At 66.1% G+C, this 18,884-nt stretch carries 22 protein-coding genes; 5 read left to right on the top strand and 17 right to left on the bottom strand.

Features of this window, described 5'->3' with window-relative positions; genetic code table 11:
- Window positions 1-25: 25 nt before the first annotated feature.
- From tolA to ruvB, 6 genes are all read right to left on the bottom strand, one after another.
- Complete coding sequence (gene tolA / locus ACJ4V0_RS16745) at window positions 26-1,231, bottom strand: cell envelope integrity protein TolA (protein WP_448300739.1); 1,206 nt, start codon at window positions 1,229-1,231, stop codon at window positions 26-28.
- Window positions 1,232-1,253: 22 nt separating this feature from the next.
- Window positions 1,254-1,703: a protein TolR gene (tolR, locus tag ACJ4V0_RS16740; protein ID WP_448300738.1), complete on the bottom strand. Its 450-nt coding sequence runs from the start codon at window positions 1,701-1,703 to the stop codon at window positions 1,254-1,256.
- Between the two features lie 12 nt (window positions 1,704-1,715).
- On the bottom strand, window positions 1,716-2,456 hold the full coding sequence (gene tolQ / locus ACJ4V0_RS16735) for a protein TolQ (protein WP_448300737.1): 741 nt from the start codon (window positions 2,454-2,456) through the stop codon (window positions 1,716-1,718).
- A gap of 460 nt (window positions 2,457-2,916) precedes the next feature.
- On the bottom strand, window positions 2,917-3,375 hold the full coding sequence (gene ybgC / locus ACJ4V0_RS16730; protein ID WP_448300736.1) for a tol-pal system-associated acyl-CoA thioesterase: 459 nt from the start codon (window positions 3,373-3,375) through the stop codon (window positions 2,917-2,919).
- Window positions 3,376-3,382: 7 nt separating this feature from the next.
- Window positions 3,383-4,423, bottom strand: a complete 1,041-nt coding sequence (locus ACJ4V0_RS16725) for a DUF2971 domain-containing protein (RefSeq protein WP_448300735.1) — start codon at window positions 4,421-4,423, stop codon at window positions 3,383-3,385.
- 10 nt (window positions 4,424-4,433) lie between these two features.
- Complete coding sequence (gene ruvB, locus ACJ4V0_RS16720) at window positions 4,434-5,477, bottom strand: Holliday junction branch migration DNA helicase RuvB (RefSeq protein ID WP_448300734.1); 1,044 nt, start codon at window positions 5,475-5,477, stop codon at window positions 4,434-4,436.
- Between the two features lie 45 nt (window positions 5,478-5,522).
- Between ruvB and ACJ4V0_RS16715 the strand changes: the two genes are divergently transcribed.
- Both ACJ4V0_RS16715 and ACJ4V0_RS16710 read left to right on the top strand, forming a co-directional pair.
- Window positions 5,523-5,810 (top strand): BrnT family toxin, encoded by a 288-nt coding sequence (locus ACJ4V0_RS16715; protein WP_448300733.1) that lies wholly within the window; start codon window positions 5,523-5,525, stop codon window positions 5,808-5,810.
- Window positions 5,758-6,054: a BrnA antitoxin family protein gene (locus ACJ4V0_RS16710; RefSeq protein WP_448300732.1), complete on the top strand. Its 297-nt coding sequence runs from the start codon at window positions 5,758-5,760 to the stop codon at window positions 6,052-6,054. The genes ACJ4V0_RS16715 and ACJ4V0_RS16710 overlap by 53 nt, the downstream gene beginning before the upstream one ends.
- A 9-nt stretch (window positions 6,055-6,063) precedes the next feature.
- Here ACJ4V0_RS16710 and ACJ4V0_RS16705 read toward each other — a convergent pair whose 3' ends face one another.
- The 4 genes from ACJ4V0_RS16705 to ruvC all read right to left on the bottom strand — a co-directional run bounded on the left by ACJ4V0_RS16705 (window position 6,064) and on the right by ruvC (window position 8,858).
- The gene (locus ACJ4V0_RS16705) at window positions 6,064-6,657 is read right to left on the bottom strand and encodes a hypothetical protein (protein ID WP_448300731.1); all 594 of its coding nucleotides are present in this window, start codon (window positions 6,655-6,657) and stop codon (window positions 6,064-6,066) included.
- Between the two features lie 11 nt (window positions 6,658-6,668).
- Window positions 6,669-7,286, bottom strand: a complete 618-nt coding sequence (ruvA, locus tag ACJ4V0_RS16700; RefSeq protein ID WP_448300730.1) for a Holliday junction branch migration protein RuvA — start codon at window positions 7,284-7,286, stop codon at window positions 6,669-6,671.
- Between the two features lie 303 nt (window positions 7,287-7,589).
- Window positions 7,590-8,306: a DNA-3-methyladenine glycosylase I gene (locus ACJ4V0_RS16695; protein WP_448300729.1), complete on the bottom strand. Its 717-nt coding sequence runs from the start codon at window positions 8,304-8,306 to the stop codon at window positions 7,590-7,592.
- 57 nt (window positions 8,307-8,363) lie between these two features.
- A complete protein-coding gene (ruvC, locus tag ACJ4V0_RS16690; protein ID WP_448300728.1) occupies window positions 8,364-8,858 on the bottom strand; it encodes a crossover junction endodeoxyribonuclease RuvC in 495 nt (164 codons plus the stop codon).
- A gap of 118 nt (window positions 8,859-8,976) precedes the next feature.
- Between ruvC and ACJ4V0_RS16685 the strand changes: the two genes are divergently transcribed.
- Window positions 8,977-9,738: a sulfite exporter TauE/SafE family protein gene (locus tag ACJ4V0_RS16685; protein ID WP_448300727.1), complete on the top strand. Its 762-nt coding sequence runs from the start codon at window positions 8,977-8,979 to the stop codon at window positions 9,736-9,738.
- Window positions 9,739-9,747: 9 nt separating this feature from the next.
- Here ACJ4V0_RS16685 and ACJ4V0_RS16680 read toward each other — a convergent pair whose 3' ends face one another.
- Both ACJ4V0_RS16680 and rcdA read right to left on the bottom strand, forming a co-directional pair.
- A complete protein-coding gene (locus tag ACJ4V0_RS16680) occupies window positions 9,748-10,494 on the bottom strand; it encodes a YebC/PmpR family DNA-binding transcriptional regulator (protein WP_448300726.1) in 747 nt (248 codons plus the stop codon).
- A gap of 129 nt (window positions 10,495-10,623) precedes the next feature.
- Window positions 10,624-11,154: a protease adaptor protein RcdA gene (rcdA, locus tag ACJ4V0_RS16675; protein WP_448300725.1), complete on the bottom strand. Its 531-nt coding sequence runs from the start codon at window positions 11,152-11,154 to the stop codon at window positions 10,624-10,626.
- A 560-nt stretch (window positions 11,155-11,714) separates the two neighbouring features.
- On the opposite strand from rcdA, the gene hydA reads away from it, so the two are divergent.
- The gene (hydA, locus tag ACJ4V0_RS16670) at window positions 11,715-13,139 is read left to right on the top strand and encodes a dihydropyrimidinase (RefSeq protein WP_448300724.1); all 1,425 of its coding nucleotides are present in this window, start codon (window positions 11,715-11,717) and stop codon (window positions 13,137-13,139) included.
- Window positions 13,140-13,372: 233 nt separating this feature from the next.
- Here hydA and ACJ4V0_RS16665 read toward each other — a convergent pair whose 3' ends face one another.
- The gene (locus ACJ4V0_RS16665; RefSeq protein ID WP_448300723.1) at window positions 13,373-14,371 is read right to left on the bottom strand and encodes an NAD(P)H-quinone oxidoreductase; all 999 of its coding nucleotides are present in this window, start codon (window positions 14,369-14,371) and stop codon (window positions 13,373-13,375) included.
- 84 nt (window positions 14,372-14,455) lie between these two features.
- Here ACJ4V0_RS16665 and ACJ4V0_RS16660 point away from each other — a divergent pair, with 84 nt between their 5' ends.
- Window positions 14,456-14,647, top strand: coding sequence for a DUF1192 domain-containing protein (locus tag ACJ4V0_RS16660; RefSeq protein ID WP_448300722.1), 192 nt, complete (start codon window positions 14,456-14,458; stop codon window positions 14,645-14,647).
- A 21-nt stretch (window positions 14,648-14,668) separates the two neighbouring features.
- Here the strand turns inward: ACJ4V0_RS16660 and ACJ4V0_RS16655 are convergent, their stop codons facing one another.
- The 4 genes from ACJ4V0_RS16655 to serA form a co-directional block, all read right to left on the bottom strand.
- A complete protein-coding gene (locus ACJ4V0_RS16655) occupies window positions 14,669-14,983 on the bottom strand; it encodes a Zn-ribbon domain-containing OB-fold protein (RefSeq protein WP_448300721.1) in 315 nt (104 codons plus the stop codon).
- Window positions 14,980-16,116 (bottom strand): thiolase family protein, encoded by a 1,137-nt coding sequence (locus ACJ4V0_RS16650; protein WP_448300720.1) that lies wholly within the window; start codon window positions 16,114-16,116, stop codon window positions 14,980-14,982. Before ACJ4V0_RS16650 ends, ACJ4V0_RS16655 begins: the two co-directional genes overlap by 4 nt.
- A gap of 13 nt (window positions 16,117-16,129) precedes the next feature.
- The gene (locus ACJ4V0_RS16645) at window positions 16,130-17,218 is read right to left on the bottom strand and encodes an alcohol dehydrogenase (protein ID WP_448300719.1); all 1,089 of its coding nucleotides are present in this window, start codon (window positions 17,216-17,218) and stop codon (window positions 16,130-16,132) included.
- A gap of 380 nt (window positions 17,219-17,598) precedes the next feature.
- Window positions 17,599-18,882 carry a phosphoglycerate dehydrogenase gene (gene serA / locus ACJ4V0_RS16640; RefSeq protein ID WP_448300718.1) on the bottom strand — a complete coding sequence of 428 codons (1,284 nt, stop codon included), beginning with the start codon at window positions 18,880-18,882 and terminating at the stop codon, window positions 17,599-17,601.
- Window positions 18,883-18,884 lie beyond the last annotated feature (2 nt).

Below are 18,884 nucleotides of genomic sequence, written 5' to 3'. Positions count from 1 at the left end.
ACGAGAACCCGGCGCAACATGTCCGTCAGCGCATCATTTCCTTGGGATCGAAGTTGAGGACGACTTCGCGCCACGTCTCGTAGCGCTCGCGCGGCAGGCGCACGCCGCCTTCGGCCGAGCAGCGCATGACAGCGCGCACGGCGGAATTGGCGAGAACCTGGAAACTGGAATCGCCCCGCGGGTTCTGCACCTCGGGGCGGGCGGTCACGGTGCCGTCGGGATTGAACGACACGCGCAGGCGAACAGCGGGGCTGTTGCCCTCGCGCGCCGCAATCGGAATTTCCCAGCACCGTTCGGCCCAGGCGCGGATGGCGTCGATCTCGCGGCCGGTGATGCGCGACGAAGCGCCCGTCGCCGTTCCGAGCGAAGCGGTGCGAGCCGGCGCCGTCGCTCCCGTAGCCTCGGTCCGGGAGGCCTGGCGGCGGTCGTTCTCCTGGCTGCTGGTCGTATTGAGCCGCGCCGCGATGGAACTCGGATCGAACCGGCGCGCGTTTGCCTGCTCCTGGCGCTGCCGCTCCGCACGTTCGCGGGCTTCGCGCTGCTGGCGTTCGCGCGTCTCGCGGGCCTGCCGTTCGCGCTGCTCGCGTTCCTGCTTCTCGCGGGCCTCGCGCTGGAGGCGCTCCTGCCGTTCGCGGGCTTCCCGCTGTTCACGCTCGCGCTGCTCCTGCTGGCGGCGGGCCTGTTCCTGGCGCTGCTGCTCCTGACGGCGCAGCTCTTCCTCGCGCTTCTGATGGGCCTGGATCTCGGCCTCGCGGGCGGCGGGATCCTCCTGCTGCTCCTGCGCAGCGGCGGCCGGCGGCGTCGGCCGCGGCACGGGCTGCGGCGGCACCGGCATGGAGGGCTGGACGGCGGCGAGTTGGGCAGGACGCGGCGGCGGGGCGGCCGCCTCCTCCGGCTTGGGCTCGGGCATCGGGGGGCGCGGCGGCGGCGGCGGCGGGATTTCGGTGTTCTGGACGCGCTCGCGCGCCACCGGCAGGGTCGCCGGATCGGGGGTCTGGCGCTCCTCGGCCGCCTGGCGATCGACGACGCGCTGCGGCGTCGGAGTCTGTTCGCCGCGCCGGTCGCCGCGGGTCGACTGGGCCGGCTCGTCCGAGACGATTTCCACGGGCACGCTCTCGCCCTCGTCGACCCTGGAGGGCGACGTCAGGAAGCCGACGAGGCCTGCGACCACGAGGAGCACGTGCCCCGTGACCGAGATCCCGTATCCGACCTTCTGCGGGTGGAGCGCCAACGCCTGTGACCCCTGCCCTGCCTCAGCGCGACGCGCGCTCGGTGGCGACCAGCGCCACCTTGGTGAAGCCGCCGCCCTTGAGCTGCGACAGGACGTCCATGATCGCCTGGTAATTCGCCGCGGCGTCGCCACGCACGAAGATGCGGTCCTCGGTGCCGTTCTGCGCCGAGGAGCGGACGCGCTCGACCAGCGCGGCGGATTCGACCTTGTCCTCGCCGACGAAGATCTCGCCGTTCTGCCGCACGGAGACGGTGATCGGAGGCTTGTCCTGCTGGATGGCGCGGGCCGAGGCCTGCGGCAGGTCGATCGGCACGGAGACCGTCATCAGCGGCGCGGCGATCATGAAGATGACGAGAAGCACGAGCATCACGTCCACGAAGGGCGTGATGTTGATCTCGTTCATGACGTGGGCACGGCGCCTGCGACGGCCACCGCCGCGTCCGCCTCCACCGCTTGCGAGTTGGGCACCCATTCGGCTTGCTCCTTACGCAGCGCGCTGGTCGTAGTTGCCGCCGCCCTGCTGGTCGATCTGGCGCGACAGGATGGCGGAGAACTCGTCGGCGAAACCCTCGAGGCGGCTGGCGATCTTGTTCACCTCGCCGGCGAGCTTGTTGTAGGCGATGGTCGCCGGAATGGCGGCGACGAGGCCGATGGCGGTAGCGAACAGCGCCTCCGCGATGCCCGGCGCGACGACCGCGAGCGAGGTGTTCTTCGACACGGCGATGGCCTGGAAGGCGGTCATGATGCCCCAGACCGTACCGAACAGGCCGATGAACGGGCCGGCGGAGGCGACCGTGGCGAGCACCATGAGGCGCGCCTCGAGACGCTCGATCTCGCGCTGGATGGTGACGTTCATGACGCGGTCGAGGCGCTGCTGCAGGCCGGCAAAGGAGCGCGAGGCCGTCTCGTGGCTGCGCTTCCACTCGCGCATGGCGGCGACGAACAGCGCGGCCATCGCGGTGGTCGGCCGCTGCGCCAGCGTGCGGTAGAGTTCCTCGAGGCTCTGGCCGGACCAGAAGACCTGCTCGAAGCGGTCCATCTGCGTCTTGGTCCGGCGGTACATGATGATCTTCTCGACGATGATCGCCCAGACCCAGATGGAGGCGGAGACCAGGCCGAGCATCACGGCCTTGACCACCCAGTGGGCGGCCCAGAACAGGCCCCAGAGGGAGACGTCATGGGAGGCGGCGGCCGCAGCGGTCTGGGCGACGTCGGCGGGGGTCATGGCAAAGATCCTTTTTCGCGACTGATCCGGCTACGAGGTCGCGCGAACGCTTCCGCCTTGGTCGAGAACCCGGGCGACGGCGCCAAATGACGACAATTGGCGCTTAATCGTCCCTGTAGGAGGCGAAATGGCCCCCGAATGTGTCTTGACCGTGGCGCGGAAGGTGCTTCCGCGTGGTGACCTACCAAGCCATTGATAAGGTTAAGGGTCAGTTATCTTCGGCACTGCAGCATGAAGGAGACCTTCGCGCATCGGGGCAAGGCCTGATTGCCGACGGGTATGGCCTTGCCGCACCGGACCACGCCGGCAGACGGGCCACTAACCCGGTCCCATCCCCGGAACAAGTGGATTGCCGCGGATGTGATCTGGAGGATGAGCCCCGGCGCCCGGAGCTCAGGAAGGCCCCACCCTTACCCCCTCCGCGCAGCGGGGAGGGTAAGGGTGGGGCATTCCCCAACGCTCATGCGGCTCCGGAACTCCGAGGCGTCATCGCGCGCCTGAGACCGTCCGGAATGCGCACCGGCTTGCCATCGGCGAGGAAGGCGACGCGCACCTTCGCCTCCACCAGCACCTCGTCGCCGCGCAGCACGCGCTGGACGAGGTTCAGCGTCGCGCCCTTCACCACCTCTGTCCGCGTCTCCACCGTCAGCACGTCGTCGATGCGAGCCGGGCGGAGAAACTCGATGCCCATGGACCGCACCACGAAGAAGAAGCCGGCGCCGGCTTCCTCCTTCGTCTGCTCGAACAAATCTCCTTGAGCGACGCCAAGCAGGCGCAGGAAGTCGGTGCGGCCACGCTCCATGAAGCGCAGATAGCTGGCGTGGTAGACGACGCCGGAAAAATCCGTGTCCTCGTAATAGACGCGGACGGGGAGGAGATGGGTCTCGCCGTCGATGCGGCCGGCCAGGTTATCGTTCATAAATCGGTCAACCCTCCACGCAATGCTCAGCCACCAGTCCCTCTACAGAGTAGCCGCTCACGTAACACGTCCGAGCGGAAACTCCCGCAGCGATCAATGGCACCAGCCGCTCCATCGAAGTCTCTATGTCAAAATTATAGCCAAAATAGATTTCCGCTATATCGGACACATCAAACTCAATTACGTGAATATCACTACCGGCCGGATCAGAGCCAACGATGCTGGTCTCTTCAAGTTTATATATCCCTCTCCACTCGCGCTCATACGACCAGTCCAAACTTTTATTCAGAAAAACCGAATAAACATCGTCAAAAATACACTCGGCAATATCGTCTGAATAACGCACCCGACCCAAGATTGACGCGCCGGGAACTGGAGTGGACGGCGGCCTAAAAAATCGCGTCGATGAAGTACGTATCCCGACTACAGCGCCTTTTTCACCTTCGGCATAGTGAGCCCACATCGGCTGATTCAGAGGCCTCTCAGCAAGACAAAGCATACCGACGCCGCGCAACATATCTTCGATTGCAAAAGAGTTATTGAGCAAATCCGCAAGGCGCTCAATATTCTGCGCAATAAGAACTTCTATATCCGAGATCTTCGAATTGATAAAATCTTGGATCTGGGCCTTCAGCCTTGGGTTTAAAACCATATGACCCAGAAGTGCTGACTGATCAGGTGTAATAAATATCCGGTTCTGAATGGCCGTCTGCTTCAGCATCGCAAAAAGGAAGTCAGGCCTATCGATTAGCCTACGAAATATTAGTCGAAGAGCTCTAGATATTCCGGACTTGAATCGTTCATCAATTACGCTCTTCGCGCGACCCCGAAATTCGAATACGTCGTTGAGGACAGATTTCTGAGATACCCGAAGCGTCCGTGTGGTGCAGAACTTGGCAAAATTCCCGGGCGAAAGATACTTGTACAAAATGTCCGGCGGATTCTCTTGATATCCATTCTGTTCGAGGTCGTAACTAAAAAAATCACTCCAGTCGATGTCATCGAGCCCGTACTGTTCAAGTAGATTTCCGAGTGCGGAGCCGCTCATGTGGGTCCCCTCAGTCCTCCTCGTCGCCCTTGAACAGGGCGAACTGGGCGCCCTCGCGGCTTGGCTCGGCGAGGCCGAGATGGCGGAAGGCGCCGGAGGTCAGCAGCCGCCCGCGCGGCGTGCGCTGCAGGAAGCCCTGCTGGATGAGGAAGGGCTCGATGATCTCCTCGATGGCGTCGCGCGGCTCGGACAGCGCCGCCGCCATGGTCTCGATGCCGACCGGGCCGCCGCCATAGTTCAGCGCGATGGCCTTGAGATAGCGCCGGTCCATGGCGTCGAGCCCGGCATCGTCCACCTCCAGCCGCGTCAGCGCCTCGTCGGCGATGGTGCGGGTGATCGTGTCGGAATCCCGGTAGATCGCGAAGTCGCGCACCCGCCTGAGCAGGCGGCCGGCGATGCGCGGCGTGCCGCGCGCGCGACGGGCGATCTCGTTGGCCCCGTCCGCCGTCATGCCGACGCCGAGCACCCGCGCGCCGCGCGTGACGATCAGCTCCAGTTCCTGCACCGTGTAGAAGGCGAGGCGGATGGGAATGCCGAAGCGGTCGCGCAGCGGCGTGGTGAGGAGGCCCGCGCGGGTCGTCGCGCCGACCAGCGTGAACTTGGCGAGGTCGATCTTCACCGAGCGCGCCGCCGGCCCCTCGCCGATGATGAGGTCGAGCTGGAAGTCCTCCATCGCGGGATAGAGGATCTCCTCCACCGCCGGGTTGAGACGGTGGATCTCATCGATGAAGAGCACGTCGCGCTCCTCGAGATTGGTAAGCTGCGCCGCGAGGTCGCCGGCCTTGGCGATCACCGGGCCGGAGGTGGCGCGGAAGCCGACGCCCAGCTCCTTGGCGAGAATCTGCGCCAGCGTCGTCTTGCCGAGGCCGGGAGGGCCGACGAAGAGAACATGGTCCAGCGCCTCGCCGCGCGTGCGCGCCGCCGAGATGAAGACCTCAAGGTTCGAGCGCGCCTGCGCCTGGCCGATGAACTCGGCGAGCCGCTGCGGCCTCAGATGCGTGTCGGCATCGTCGTCGCGGCGCTCGGCGGAGAGGATGCGGTTGGGATCGGTCATGACCGCGCGCTCGACAAAACCATTTTTTGTGTATACATTAAAAAAGTGGTCGAGATCACGTTCGATCCTTTCAAGCGAAACCTCACGCTCGTCGAGCGAGGCCTTGATTTCGCCGATGCGCACCGCGTGTTTGCCGGTCCGAACTATACGGGGCTCGACGCGCGATTCGACTACGGCGAACCACGTTACATCACCGTCGGCCATCTGGCCGAGCGGATGGTAGTCATCGTCTGGACACCGCGCGGGGAAGCCCGCCGCATCATCTCCATGAGGAAGGCGAATGAGCGGGAGCAAGCTTGGTATGCCGGCCATATCGGCGACACCGGCACCTGACAAGGAGCCTTGGGTCGATCCGGATGACGCACCGGAACTGGACGAGGATTTCTTCGTCCATGCTGACCTCTACCAAGGCGAGACCCTGATCCGCCGCGGCCGGCCGCGCAAACCCCGGCCCAAGGTGCCGGTGTCCATCCGACTGTCTCCCGAGGTCGTCGATGCCTTCAAGGCGGAAGGCGCCGGCTGGCAGACACGCATCGATGAAGCATTAAAGGAGTGGCTGGCGAAGAAAGTGGCGTGAGAAATCGATCTACTTCTTCGTAGGCCAGAGCCGTTCCCTGCCAATTTCCCATATGCGATTCAGGTCAAGTCCGATGCCAAACACGTTCGGTTTAAGGACGAGGACATCCGATAAACCAGAATCGGCCCTTCTAACTTCACGCACAACCTCGAAATCACTCAAGGGGGTCTTGCTTTCGATCGATCGCTTAATGCGCTCGAACATCTGAGCCACATCAGTCTTAGTCTTGCAATGCTCGGCCAGCGGAATCAGCAAGAAGCGCTCGGGTTTGGCTTTATCTCGATGGCGGTCGCCGAATCTTTGCTCGTTAGATTCGGCCAAGAGACGCGGATCACAGTCAGTAATCATAATGGCAGGCAGAAGGTCCTCCGCACTCTCCCCATTGACACGATGCCAACTCAGAACTTCATTTGCAAATTCTGTCCGATTCAGGCCAACAATCACAAGAGACTGGTTATTTGCAGCAAACTCCGCCAACTGGTCAAAATTATTGTACATGGCGCGAGTTAGGGGTTCATCCCAACCATAATCCAAGAAGTAGATAAAGTAGTCTCTGTCAGTCGATACGGGCAAACGCGCGATTGTGGATACCTTAAGTCCCAACGCAACCTCCCCTAGCTCGACAGTTCCTTCAGCCCCATGCGGATCAGGGTCTGGGTATTGGCATCCTCGCCGGCCTTCTTCGCGGCGGCGGCGATGGCGGCGGCGGCCTGGGGCGCGCCATAGCCGAGATTGGTCAGCGCGGAGATGGCGTCGGCGACCGGGCCCGCCACACGCTTCTCGTCGACATCGCCGGCGAGCCTCGCCAGCGCCGGGTCGATGTCGGTGAACCCGGGCGCCTTGTCCTTGAGTTCGGTGACGATGCGCTCGGCGACCTTCGGTCCGACGCCGTTGGCCCGGCCGATGGCCGCCTTGTCGCGCAGCGCGATGGCATTGGCGAGGTCCGAGGCCTTCAGCGCCGAGAGGACGGAGAGCGCCACCTTGGCGCCCACCCCCTGCACGGCAAGCAGCAGGCGGAACCACTCGCGCTCCAGGTCATTGGCGAAGCCGTAGAGGCGGATCATGTCCTCCCGCACCATGGTCTCGATCGAGAGGACCGCCGCCTCGCCCGCCGCGGGCAGCGCCTGCAGCGTGCGGGAGGAACAATGAACCACGTAGCCGATGCCGTGGACGTCGACGATGACCCAGTCGGGTCCGTAGCTGTCGATGGTGCCCTTGAGCTTGCCGATCATGGTGGCCCCGCCGGTTCGAGGAGGTGCTTATAGCGGATTCGCGGGCCGTCGGGCCTGTCGCCCTTCATCAGGGAAGTGCGTCCTTCGAGGCTCGCTACCGGACGATGCTGACGCATCGCCGGGCGCTCGCACTTCAGGATGAGGAGGGTGGTGGATCGCACCACAGTCAAACAGGCCGCCCGTGTTGCCCCCTCGAACCCCGATGCAGGTTTACCCAACCTCCTCATCCTGAGGTGCGAGGAGCGGAGCGAACGAGCCTCGAAGGACGCACTCCGCGGATGCAGGGTGCAACCCACCTGGATTCTACTCGTCCCCCATGTAGCTCTGCAGCTTCTCCACCGCATAGTTCTCGCCCACCGACATGGCGAGGATGCGCGAGATGTGGGTGCGCGGCAGCTTCGTCGCCTTGGCCCAGTCATTGATCTGCGCCTGGATCTTCTTCAGATCGCCCTTCGAGGTCGGCTCGGCCGCGACGTCGACGCCCGCATCGCGCATCGCCGCCACCATGTCCTTCGACGTGACGAAGCCGTCATAGCCGATGAAGCGCAGGAAATACTGGCCGGTTTTGCCGCCGAGGCGCGACCCGCGCTTGGCCAGCACGTCGAGCAGGCCGATCTGATCCTCCGCCGGCCATTCGCTCAGGAACTTGCCGAAGGAGCCGTGCTCCTGCGCCACCGCCGTGACGAAGGCGGCGTTCTCCCTCACCGACTTGATCTTCTGCGGGTTCTTCACGATGCGGCCATCACGGGCGAGGTCATGCCAGAACTCGTCCGGCTGGAAGGTGAGCGCCTGCGGCACGAAGCCGAGAAAGGCCTCCTCGAAACCCGGCCACTTCTTCTCGATGACGCTCCAGACGAAGCCGGCGGAGAAGACCCGCTTTGCCATCTCGGCCAGCACGCGGTCGTCGGTGACGGCGGCGAGCGCGGCTCTGCCGGGCACCGGGGGCAGCAGCGTCGCCAGCACCGCCTCGCCACCCTTGCGCTTGGCGGCGCGTGCCCGGATCGTCCTGAAATCGGTCATGGCATTCCCCCTTGCGCCCTCATCCCATGCCGAAATGCCGGATCGCGGCAAGAGGCCTCACCACCGCCCAGCCCCTCCGCGGTGATGCGCGTGGGTGATGGCGATGGCCAGCGCATCGGCGGCGTCCATGGTCTTCGGGTCGGCCTTGGGCAGCAGAATGCCGATCATCATGTGGATCTGGTTCTTCTCCGCGTGCCCGGCGCCGACCACCGACTTCTTGACCTTGTTCGGCTCATATTCGGCGACCGGGATGCCGGCCAGCGCCGGGACGACCATGGCGATGCCGCGGGCCTGGCCGAGCTTGAGGGTGGCGGTCGCGCCCTTGTTGACGAAGGTCTGCTCCACCGCCGCCTCCTCCGGCGACCAGGCCGCGAGCACGTCGGAAAGGCCGCGGTGGAGTTCCGCGAGGCGCGAGGCGAGGTCCGTCTTGTCGTTCGACGTGACCGTGCCGCAGGCGACGAAAGCGAGGCGATTGCCGGTGACGTCGATGACGCCCCAGCCGGTGCGCCTGAGGCCCGGGTCGATGCCGAGAATGCGAATCGTGCCGTTCATGCCGGCAATCTAGCCCATTTGCAGGCGTGCCCCGCGCCGCAGCCCGTTCCCGTCCGCCGAAAATCCTTCTAATCGGAACAAAAAGCCTTGGAAACGCCCGCCGAAAGCTCCCTCCCCCGTGGATATTCTCGCAAGCCTCGGCCCCCCTCCGCCGATCGTGGTCCTCGTCGCCGCCCTGTTGGCCGGCATGGTGCGCGGCTACACCGGCTTCGGCTCGGCCATGATCTTCATGCCGGTCGCCGGCGCCTATCTCGGCCCGAAATCGGCCATCGGCATCATGTCGATCATCGACGCGGTGATGCAGTTCGCCATGCTCCGCTCCACTTGGCGCCATGCCCGCTGGGGCGAGATCGGCCCGCTCTTCGTCGGCTATGTGGTGGGGTTGCCCATCGGCGTCTGGCTGCTGACGACCATCGACCCGACGTCGGTGCGCTGGGTCACCTCGCTGTCGATCGTGCTGGTCCTGACCCTGATGCTGGCGGTCGGACGCATCGAGCGCTCGCCCGGCCTGCCGGCGACGCTGGCGACGGGGGTCGCCTCCGGGCTCATCTCGGGGCTCGCCAGCCTCGGCGGCATGGCGCTGTCGCTGTTCTGGCTGGCAGGCCCCAGCCACAATGCCGGGGTGCGCGGATCGTCCGTCGCCTTCTTCGTGCCGGCCTCGATCATTTCGATCAGCCTGCTGGCCCTCGCCGGCATCTACACCAGCGAGGTGTTCCGCATCGCCGCCTGGGCCATCCTGCCCTATGGCGTCGGCATCGGCCTCGGTGCGCTGCTGTTCGACAAGGCCGACCCGCGCATGTTCCGCCCAGTGGCCTTCGCGGTGATCGCCGCCGCCGCGCTCACCAGCCTGCCGCTGCTCGACAGGCTGCTGCGAGGCTGACGCCGGCCGTCAGCCGCCCATCTTCGCCATAAGCGCGTCGGACAATTCGAAGTTCGAAAAGACGTTCTGCACGTCGTCGTTCTCGTCGAGCGCGTGCATCAGCCGGAGGAGCTTCTCGCCGGTCTCGTCGTCGACGGCGACATTGGTCTGCGGCTTCCATGTCAGAGCCGTCTTGTTCGGCTCGCCGAACTTCGCCTCCAGCGCCTTGGAGACCTCGGCGAGGGCGTCGGCCGCCGTGGTGATCTCGTGGCCGGTCTCGGAGGACACGACGTCCTCGGCGCCCGCCTCGATGGCGGCCTCCAGCATGTCGTCGGCGGAGGCCTTTTCGGCGGCGAACTCGATGGTGCCGACTCGGTCGAACATGAAGGACACGGCGCCGGTTTCGGCGAGGTTGCCGCCGGACTTGGTAAAATAGGAGCGCACTTCCGAGGCGGTGCGGTTGCGGTTGTCGGACAGCGCCTCGACGATGACGGCAACCCCGCCCGGACCATAGCCCTCGTAGCGGATTTCTTCGTAGTTCTCGGCGTCGCCCGCCGAGGCCTTCTTGATCGCCCGCTCGATCGCGTCCTTGGTCATGTTCTCGGCGCGGGCGGCGAGGATCGCGGCGCGCAGGCGCGGATTGAAGACGGGGTCAGGCTGGCCCATCTTGGCCGCCACCGTGATCTCGCGCGACAGCTTGCCGAACAGCTTCGAGCGGGCCGCATCCTGGCGGCCCTTGCGGTGCATGATGTTCTTGAACTGTGAATGGCCGGCCATATGCCCCCCTCGGCGGTAGTCTGCCGGTGTCGGGGGCGCTGGAAGGCACGCGCCGCGCTGAGCGCCGGCTACAGGTCGGCGCGACTTATAGGCGGGAGATCAGGCAAAATCCAGCGCCGCCGGACGCGATCAGCGACGCACGCCGAAGGCATTGGCCAGAAGGTCAATCTGGCTGGAGATGGCGTTGACCGGGGCGTCCGGCATCGCGCGCTGGCCGCCGAACAGCAGGCGGTCCATGTGAACGATCCGCTCCTGCAGGCGCATGGCCTTGCCGATGAGCGCGGCGAGCGCCTCGGGCAGTTCCTCGATGGTGGACTGCGGGGTGGCGGCGCCGACAGACGACAGCCGGACCTTGGACTTCTCCTGCGCCGCCTGTTCCTGCGTGAGTTCGCCCTCGTTCACGGCGCGCTGCAGCAGAAGCCAAGATGCCAGCTGCATCAGGCGGGTGGTCAGGCGCATGCTCTCGGTGGCGTAGGCGAGCGCCGGTCCACGGTCGAGATTGCGGCTCTCCGTGCGGCCGGGACCGTCGAGATAGGCGGCGGTCTCTTCCACGAGGCCCATCCCGTCACGGAACAACTCCTTGAAGGCAGGGGAGTTGGCAAGCCGGGCGCCAAAGGCGACGGTGGGCTCGACGACGGACGGAACGCTTTCATGCGACATCACGCAACAACTCCCTCAAGACCCGTGTGTGCCGTCGTTCCAACTCCCCTGTAAAGCGTTTGCTTAAGGGAAGGTAAACGGCGACAGGAATGAACTCTCAGGTCTGATGCAGCAAGGCGGATGCCAGCCCCTGCCGTCCCGAAACGGGACCTGCCGCGTCTGGCAGAAGTGATGAGACGACGAAAAGAAGGCCGTGCCAAGGCCGAAGTTTCATCCGGCGCCAGCAGCCCGAAATCATGGCGTTCCGAGGCAAAAAAAGGCCGCCCGAAGGCGGCCTTGAAGTGGAATACAGGGAGGCGTCAAACAGAGTGGACAGGAGCCACTCGCGTCCAGCGAACTGAACGATTTCCTTGATAGTATGGAAAGGTTAACCCCCGGTTAACCTGCCCCGGTGCAGGCGCCGATTCTTCGCGTTGCACCACCGGCGTCACACTCGCGCAGCCGGTCGCGGCGCCGGTCCCGCGGCGGCCGCGCGCGGCCCTTGACGCCTGCCCGAAAATGCGGTGCCAGAGGAGGCCCGGCGCGGGCGCCCTTCTGCCGATGATCCAGGGACTGCCGTCATGCTCGATATCGACCTCGCCATTCGCGGCGGCACCGTCGTCACCGCCTCGGACACCATCCGCTGCGACGTCGGCATCAAGGACGGCAGGATCGCGCTGCTGGCCGAGAACATCACCGAAGCCGCGCGCACGATCGACGCATCCGGTCTCATCGTCATGCCGGGCGGCATCGACAGCCACGTCCATCTCGACCAGCCCTCGGGCCCCGACGTCACCATGGCCGACGGTTTCGAGAGCGGCACCCGCTCGGCGGCGGCCGGCGGCAACACCACGATCATTCCCTTCGCCATGCAGGTGAAGGGCGAATCCCTGCGCGCCTGCGTCAGCGACTACCACCGCAAGGCCGAGGGCAAGGCCTATATCGACTACGGCTTCCACCTCGTCGTCTCGGACCCGACGCCGACCGTGCTGAACCAGGAGCTCCCCGCGCTGTTCGCCGACGGCTGCACCTCGTTCAAGGTCTTCATGACCTATGACGACCTCGTCCTGTCCGATCGCCAGTTGCTGGAGGTTTTCGAGGTCGCCCGCCGCGAGCAGGCGCTGGTCATGGTCCATGCCGAGGGCTACGACAACATCAAGTTCCTGACCGAGCGACTGGAGGCGGCCGGCAAGACCGCGCCCTACTACCACGGCCCCTCGCGCCCGCAGGTGATCGAGCGCGAGGCCACCCACCGCGCCATCAGCCATGCCGAACTGCTCGACGTTCCCATCATGATCGTCCACGTCTCGGGACGGGAGGCGATGGAGCAGATCCGCTGGGCGCGCCAGCGGGGCCTGAAGGTCTATGCGGAGACCTGCCCGCAATACATCACCCTCACCGAGGATGACATGAAGGGCCTGAACATGGACATGTCAGGCGCGAAATATGTCTGCTCGCCGCCGCCGCGCGACACCGACAGCCAGCAGGCGATCTGGGAGGGCCTGAAACAGGGCGTATTCCAGACCTTCTCGTCAGACCATTGCCCGTTCTTCTACGACAGTCCGCGCGGCAAGCTGACCGACAAGGGCCGCACCTCGTTCAAGTGGGTGCCGAACGGCCTGCCCGGCGTCGAGACGCGCATGCCGGTTCTCTGGTCGGAGGGCGTCGCCAAGGGGCGCATCTCGATGAACGAGTTCGTCGCGCTGACCTCCACCAACCACGCCAAGCTCTATGGTCTCTACCCGAAGAAGGGCACCATCGCGGTCGGCACCGATGCCGACATCGTCCTGTGGGACCCCAACCGCAAGGAGACGATTCGGCAGGAGATCCTGCACCACGGCTCGGACTACACCCCATGGGAGGGCTTCGCCGTCACGGGATGGCCGGTCATGACCATCGCCAGGGGCAAGACGGTGGTGGACGACGGCAAGGTCGTCGGCGCCATGGGGGCCGGCGCGTTCATCGCCCGCGACAAGAGCCCCTACGCGCTGCCCGCAGGGGCGTGAGGGCGTTCCCGCCAGTGGGAGCCTTGCATCGGGCAAGTGCGTCCTTCGAGGCTCGCCCTGCGGGCTCGCGCCTCAGGATGAGGTTGTAGCGGCTGGCATCAGCGTCGAACGCGGCTCGACCTTCTCGGCTTGATGGAGCTGAGGTGCAATGCACGACCCACCTCATCCTGAGGTGCGAGCGAAGCGAGCCTCGAAGGACGCACTCGCGCGGTGCAAGTCCCCGGACTCCCCGTTCACACCGTCAGCACGATCTTGCCGATATGGGTGCTGCCCTCCATGCGGGCATGGGCTTTCGAGGCCTCCACGAGGGGATAGGTCGAGTCCATCACCACCTTCACCTGTCCGCTCTCCAGCAGCGGCCAGACCTGGGCCTTAAGGGCACCGGCGAGCGCTGCCTTGAAGGAGGTGTCGCGGATGCGCAGCGTCGAGCCAGTGAAGGTGATGCGCTTCAGCATGAGCCAGCGCAGGTCGACCGTCACCTCCGAGCCGTGGAGGAAGGCGATCTGCACGATGCGGCCGTCCGCGGCGACGCAGGCGAGGTTCTTGGCGACATAGTCGCCGCCCACCATGTCGAGGATCACATGGGCGCCGCGCTTGCCGGTGATGGCGTTCACCGCCTCGACGAAATCGGTGGTGCGGTAGTTGATGGCGTGGTCGGCGCCCAGCGCCCTGGCCGCCGCGCACTTCTCTTCCGAGCCGGCCGTGGTGATGACGGTCGCACCGAAGGCCTTGGCGAGCTGGATGGCGGTGACGCCGATGCCCGACGTACCGCCATGGATGAGGATGGTCTCGCCGGCCTTCAGGCCACCGCGGTCGAAGACGTTGGACCAGACAGTGAAGAAGGTCTCGGGGATGCCGGCCGCCTCCACCATGGAGAGGCCCTGCGGCACCGGCAGGGCGTTGCTCTCATGCACCACCGCATATTCGGCATAGCCGCCGCCGGAAACGAGCGCGCAGACCTTGTCACCCGCCTTGAAGCGGGTGACGCCATCCCCGCACGCCACCACCTCGCCGGAGAATTCCAGGCCCGGGATGTCGGAAGCGCCCTTCGGCGGCGGATAACCGCCGGCCCGCTGCAGCACGTCGGGTCGGTTGACGCCCGCCGCGGCGATCTTCACCAGCACCTCGCCCACACCCGGGGTCGGCACGGGACGCGTCTCAGGAACCAGCGCCTCGGGGCCACCCGGGACGGGAATGGCGATGGCGGTCATGGTCGAGGGAACGGCGGTCATCGGATCATCCGGTTTCGACAGAGCGGGGTGAGACGGTGTAGCCTTGGCTCGACACCAATGCCAGTCCGCGAGGAGGAGCCCACGATGTTCGAGGACGACCTGAAGCCGCGCCCGAAGCCGCCCGCCCACGTGCTGGGTCAGGACCTGTCGGCGCTGTCGGTCCACGAACTCGCCGAGCGGATCGCGCTCCTGAAGATCGAGATCGCGCGGCTTGAGATGGACATGGGGGCCAAGGAGGCGAGCAAGTCGGCCGCCTCCAGCGTCTTCAAGTTCTGATCAGGCCGGAACCACTACGGCTCAGGTGGATGTCGCCAGCGGCAGCCCGTCATCGCCCACCGTCACCCGCACGCGGTCGCCGATGGCGAGCCCCGGCTCCGCCCGGCACATGATGCGCGGCCCCTCATCGAGGGTGATGAGGGCGATGCCATAGCCGCCCGGCACATCAAACTCGGGCAGCGGTGCGCGCAGCACAGTCGTCACCGACCAGACCGAACCCCCTCCCCCGGCCTCGACCTCCTGCGGATCGGTGGCGGCGCAGGCCGGACAGGCGGCGCGACGGAACTGCCAGCGATGGCCGCAGGCGCTGCAGGACTGGAGCATCGGCGTGCTCATGCCGTCCGCTCCAGCACGAAGCCGGCATGGCTGGAGAAGACCCCGCCATCGGCGTGGCAATAGGCGAGCGGCGCGTCCCTCACCTGCCGCCCTGCCGCCTCCCCCCGCATCTGACGCACCACCTCCACCACATGGGCGAGGAAGCCGGCAACGCCGGGGTGGCCGTAGGACATCAGTCCGCCGTGGAGGTTAAGAGGCGAGGCGCCATCGCGGCTGAACCGGCCCTCGCGGGCCGCTTGCCCGGCCCTGCCGGGCGCAGCGAAACCGAGGGCCTCCAGGAAGATGGCGAGCGTCGGCGTAAAGCTGTCGTAGAGCCCGAGAAGCCGCATGTCCTCCGCCTTGCGGCCTGCCGTGTCGAAGGCCTGAGCCGCTGCGACCTTCGCGCCGAGCCCGAGGTCATCGGGCATTTCCGAGACGTGCTGGTGCGTGTGCGCCTCGCCCCATCCTGCCAGGCGGATGGAGGCCTTCGCCAATGGTTCCGCCGAGACGATCACGGCTGCAGCACCGTCCGAGATCGGGCAGCAGTCGAGGAACTTGAGCGGCGTGGCGATCGGCTTCGAGGCCAGCACATCCGCCAACGTGATCGGCCTCGTGAGTTGCGCACCGGGATGGGCCACCGCGTGGCGGCGCATCAGCACCGCGAGCTCGGCGAGATCCGCCTCGCTGGCGCCGGTCTCGTGCAGGTAGCGCGCCGCCACGAGCGCGTAGTAGGCCGGGATGGAGGCGCCGAGCGGCACCTCGTGGACGGGGTGGCCGACGCCGGCCAGCGTCTTGACCGCATCGTCGCGACTCTGGCCGGTGAGCCGGTTCTCGCCGCCCAGAACCAGCACATGCCGGCAGGCCCCGGCCGCGATGAGATGGCGGGCGAGAATGATGGCGACCGCCCCGGTCGCCCCGCCCACCTGCGCCTGATGGGCGTGACGGGGGCGGATGGAGAGCCGCTCCGCCATCACCGTGCCCATCATCAGGTGGGGGTAGGTCGTGGCATAGCCCGAGATGAGGCCGTCCACCGCCTCGCGCGGCAGACCGGCATCGGAGAGGGCAGCGAGCGCCGCCTCCTCCATCAGCTCGACCGCGTCCCGGCCTGGATGCTTGCCGAAGCGCGTGACGGCGACGCCGGCGAGATAGGCCATCACCGCTGCCGGATCAGGCCGGTTCGGCTTCCAGCACGATGCGGCCGGCAACCTTGCCGGCTTCCAGATCGTGCAGCGCCTCGTTCACCTGGCTCATCGGCCGCTTCTCGATCGGGATCGGCGGCAGGTTCACCTTGCGAACCAGGGCGACGAATTCCTTCAGCTCCTTCAGCGACCCGACATAGGAGCCGCGGATGGAAATGGCGCGCATGGGGATGAAGGGCAGCGGATAGCGCAGCTCGCCGCCGAACAGGCCGACGATGACGAGTTGGCCGCCCTTGCGCAGGGCGTTGATGGCAAGGGTCGTGGTGCCCTCCGCGCCGACGAAATCGAGGGCGGCGGCAAGCTTGCCCTCGGCAAAGGCGGAGAGTTGCCTGGCGGCATCCGGCGCGTTCGGATCGAGCGTCGCGGCGACGCCGATGGATTCGGCGATCTTGCGCTTTTCCGGCGAGGGATCGACGGCGATCACCGGCCCCATTCCGAGCGCCTTGAGCAGCTGCAGGGCCGTCTGGCCGAGGCCGCCGATGCCGAAGACGGCAATCTTCTCGCCCTCGCGGTGCGGGCGGATCTTGTTGACGGCGCTGAAGACCGTCACGCCGGAGCAGGCATAGGTGGCGGCGAGTGCCGGATCGAGCCCCTCGACATCGACGAGGAAGTCCTCGTCGCGCACCAGCACATGCTCGGCGAAGCCGCCGCGGGCCTGCACGCCGAGGAACTGCGGCGCCGCGCACAGGTTCTCGTCGCCCGACTTGCAGAGCGGGCACGCGCCGCAGCCGATCCAGGTGTGCAGCAGGCGCCGGTCGCCCGGCTTCACGGTGGTCACGTCCGGTCCGACGGCCTCGACCGTGCCGAGGATCTCGTGGCCGAGGGTCAGCGGCAGCTTCAGGCCGCGGTCAGACAGGTTGAGCGACCTGCCGCCACCGATGTTGTACTTGCCTTCCCGGATATGGAGGTCGGAATGGCACACGCCGCAATGGCTGACCTTCATCAGCACCTCGCGGCCCTTCGGTTCGGGGCGCGGCTCCTCCGTCAGCACCAGCGGATCGCAGGAGACGTTGAGGCGCCAGGAATGGGTGGTGCGGGCCGGTGAGAAGGTGTCCATGGCGTATCCTCGAATGCTGGCTCGGCGCCCGTTGGTTCGGGATGCCGCGATCGGATGGCGAGAACGCTAGCACGAGGAGACGGACTGTAAATGTGCCGAAGGGCCGAGACGCTGCAGTCCGGGCGGCATGCCCGGCGAAGGACTGCGCGCCTCAACCTGTCTGGAGGGCAAATTGGGGCGCCGGTCCGGCCGTCGCCAGGATCGCGGCGACCGCGCAAAGGGTAACCAACAGGGTAACGATGAGCAGAATACGCGGCATGGGACGCTCCTCGTGTTGAGGGGTCAACGCGCGGGAACCGCCCGGGTACCCGGACTGCATCGCATTTTCAGACAATCGTCCTGATCGTGGTGAACGATTCCTTACCGTGCCGCTGGGACGGTCAGCCGCCGCGGTAGAGCAGGCGCGCACGGATCGTGCCGGGCAGGTCGCGGATCTGGTCAAGCACCGCCTCGGCATCGGCCACCGAGCCGTCGGCGTCGAGCACCACGTAGCCGATCTCGCCATCTGTCTGGTAGTACTGCGCGGCGATGTTGATGCCCCTGTCGGCGAAGACGTCGTTGAGACGCCGGAGTTCGCCGGGCAGATTGCGCTGCACCTGGATGAAGCGGGTGCCCGCCGGGCGGACCGGCAACTGCACCTGCGGGAAATTCACTGCACCCCAGGTCGAGCCGATGTCGGAATAGTCGATGAACTTGCGCGCCACCTCGGCGCCGATGCGTTCCTGCGCCTCCTCGGTCGAGCCGCCGACATGCGGCGTGAGAATGACGTTGTCGAGACCCTGAAGGGGGCTGACGAAGGCATCCGCGTTGGAGGACGGTTCGACCGGAAACACGTCCACCGCCGCGCCCCTCAGGTGGCCCGATTTCAGCGCCTCAGCCAGCGCCTCAAGGTCGAGGATGGTGCCGCGGGCATTGTTGATGAGATAGGCGCCCCTCTTCATCGCGGCGATTTCGCGCGCGCCGATCATGCCCTGCGTGGCGGGCGTTTCGGGCAGGTGCAGCGACACCACATCAGAGCGGCCAAGCAGGTCGTGGAGGCTGTCGGCCGGCTCGACATTGCCGTGCCTGAGCTTGTCGGTGTGGTCGAAATAGATCACCCGCATGCCCATGGCCTCGGCGAGAACCGCCAGTTGCGAGCCGATATTGCCGTAGCCGACGATGCCGAGGACCTTGCCGCGCGCCTCGGTGCTGTCGACCGCGGACTTGTCCCAGCCGCCCTCGTGCGCCTTCACCGATTTCGGGAATATGCGGCGGAACAGCATGACGATCTCGGCGATCGTGAGTTCGGCGACGCTGCGGGTGTTGGAGAACGGCGCGTTGAACACCGGGACGCCGGCCCGGTTGGCGGCGACCAGATCAACCTGGTTCGTGCCCACCGAGAAACAGCCGATGGCGATCAGGCGGTCGGCGGCGGCCAGAATCTCCGGAGTGATCTGGGTGCGCGAGCGGATGCCGAGAAGGTGGACGCCGCGGATCGCCTTGGCGAGGGCCGCCCCGTCGAGCGCCTTGGGCAGACGCTGGATGGCCGTGTAGCCGGCCTGTTCGAGAACGCCCACGGCCGTATCGGAAATGCCCTCGAGAAGAAGGATCCTGATGCGGTCCTTCGACAGCGACAGTGCCGCCTTGCGGGCGCCCGGGCGAGCGGCTTTGGATGTGGTCGTCATGA

It is taken from the genome of Phreatobacter aquiterrae (assembly GCF_053471285.1).
Note: the sequence above shows the minus strand (reverse complement) of the source record. Positions and strands in the feature narration are given on the sequence as shown.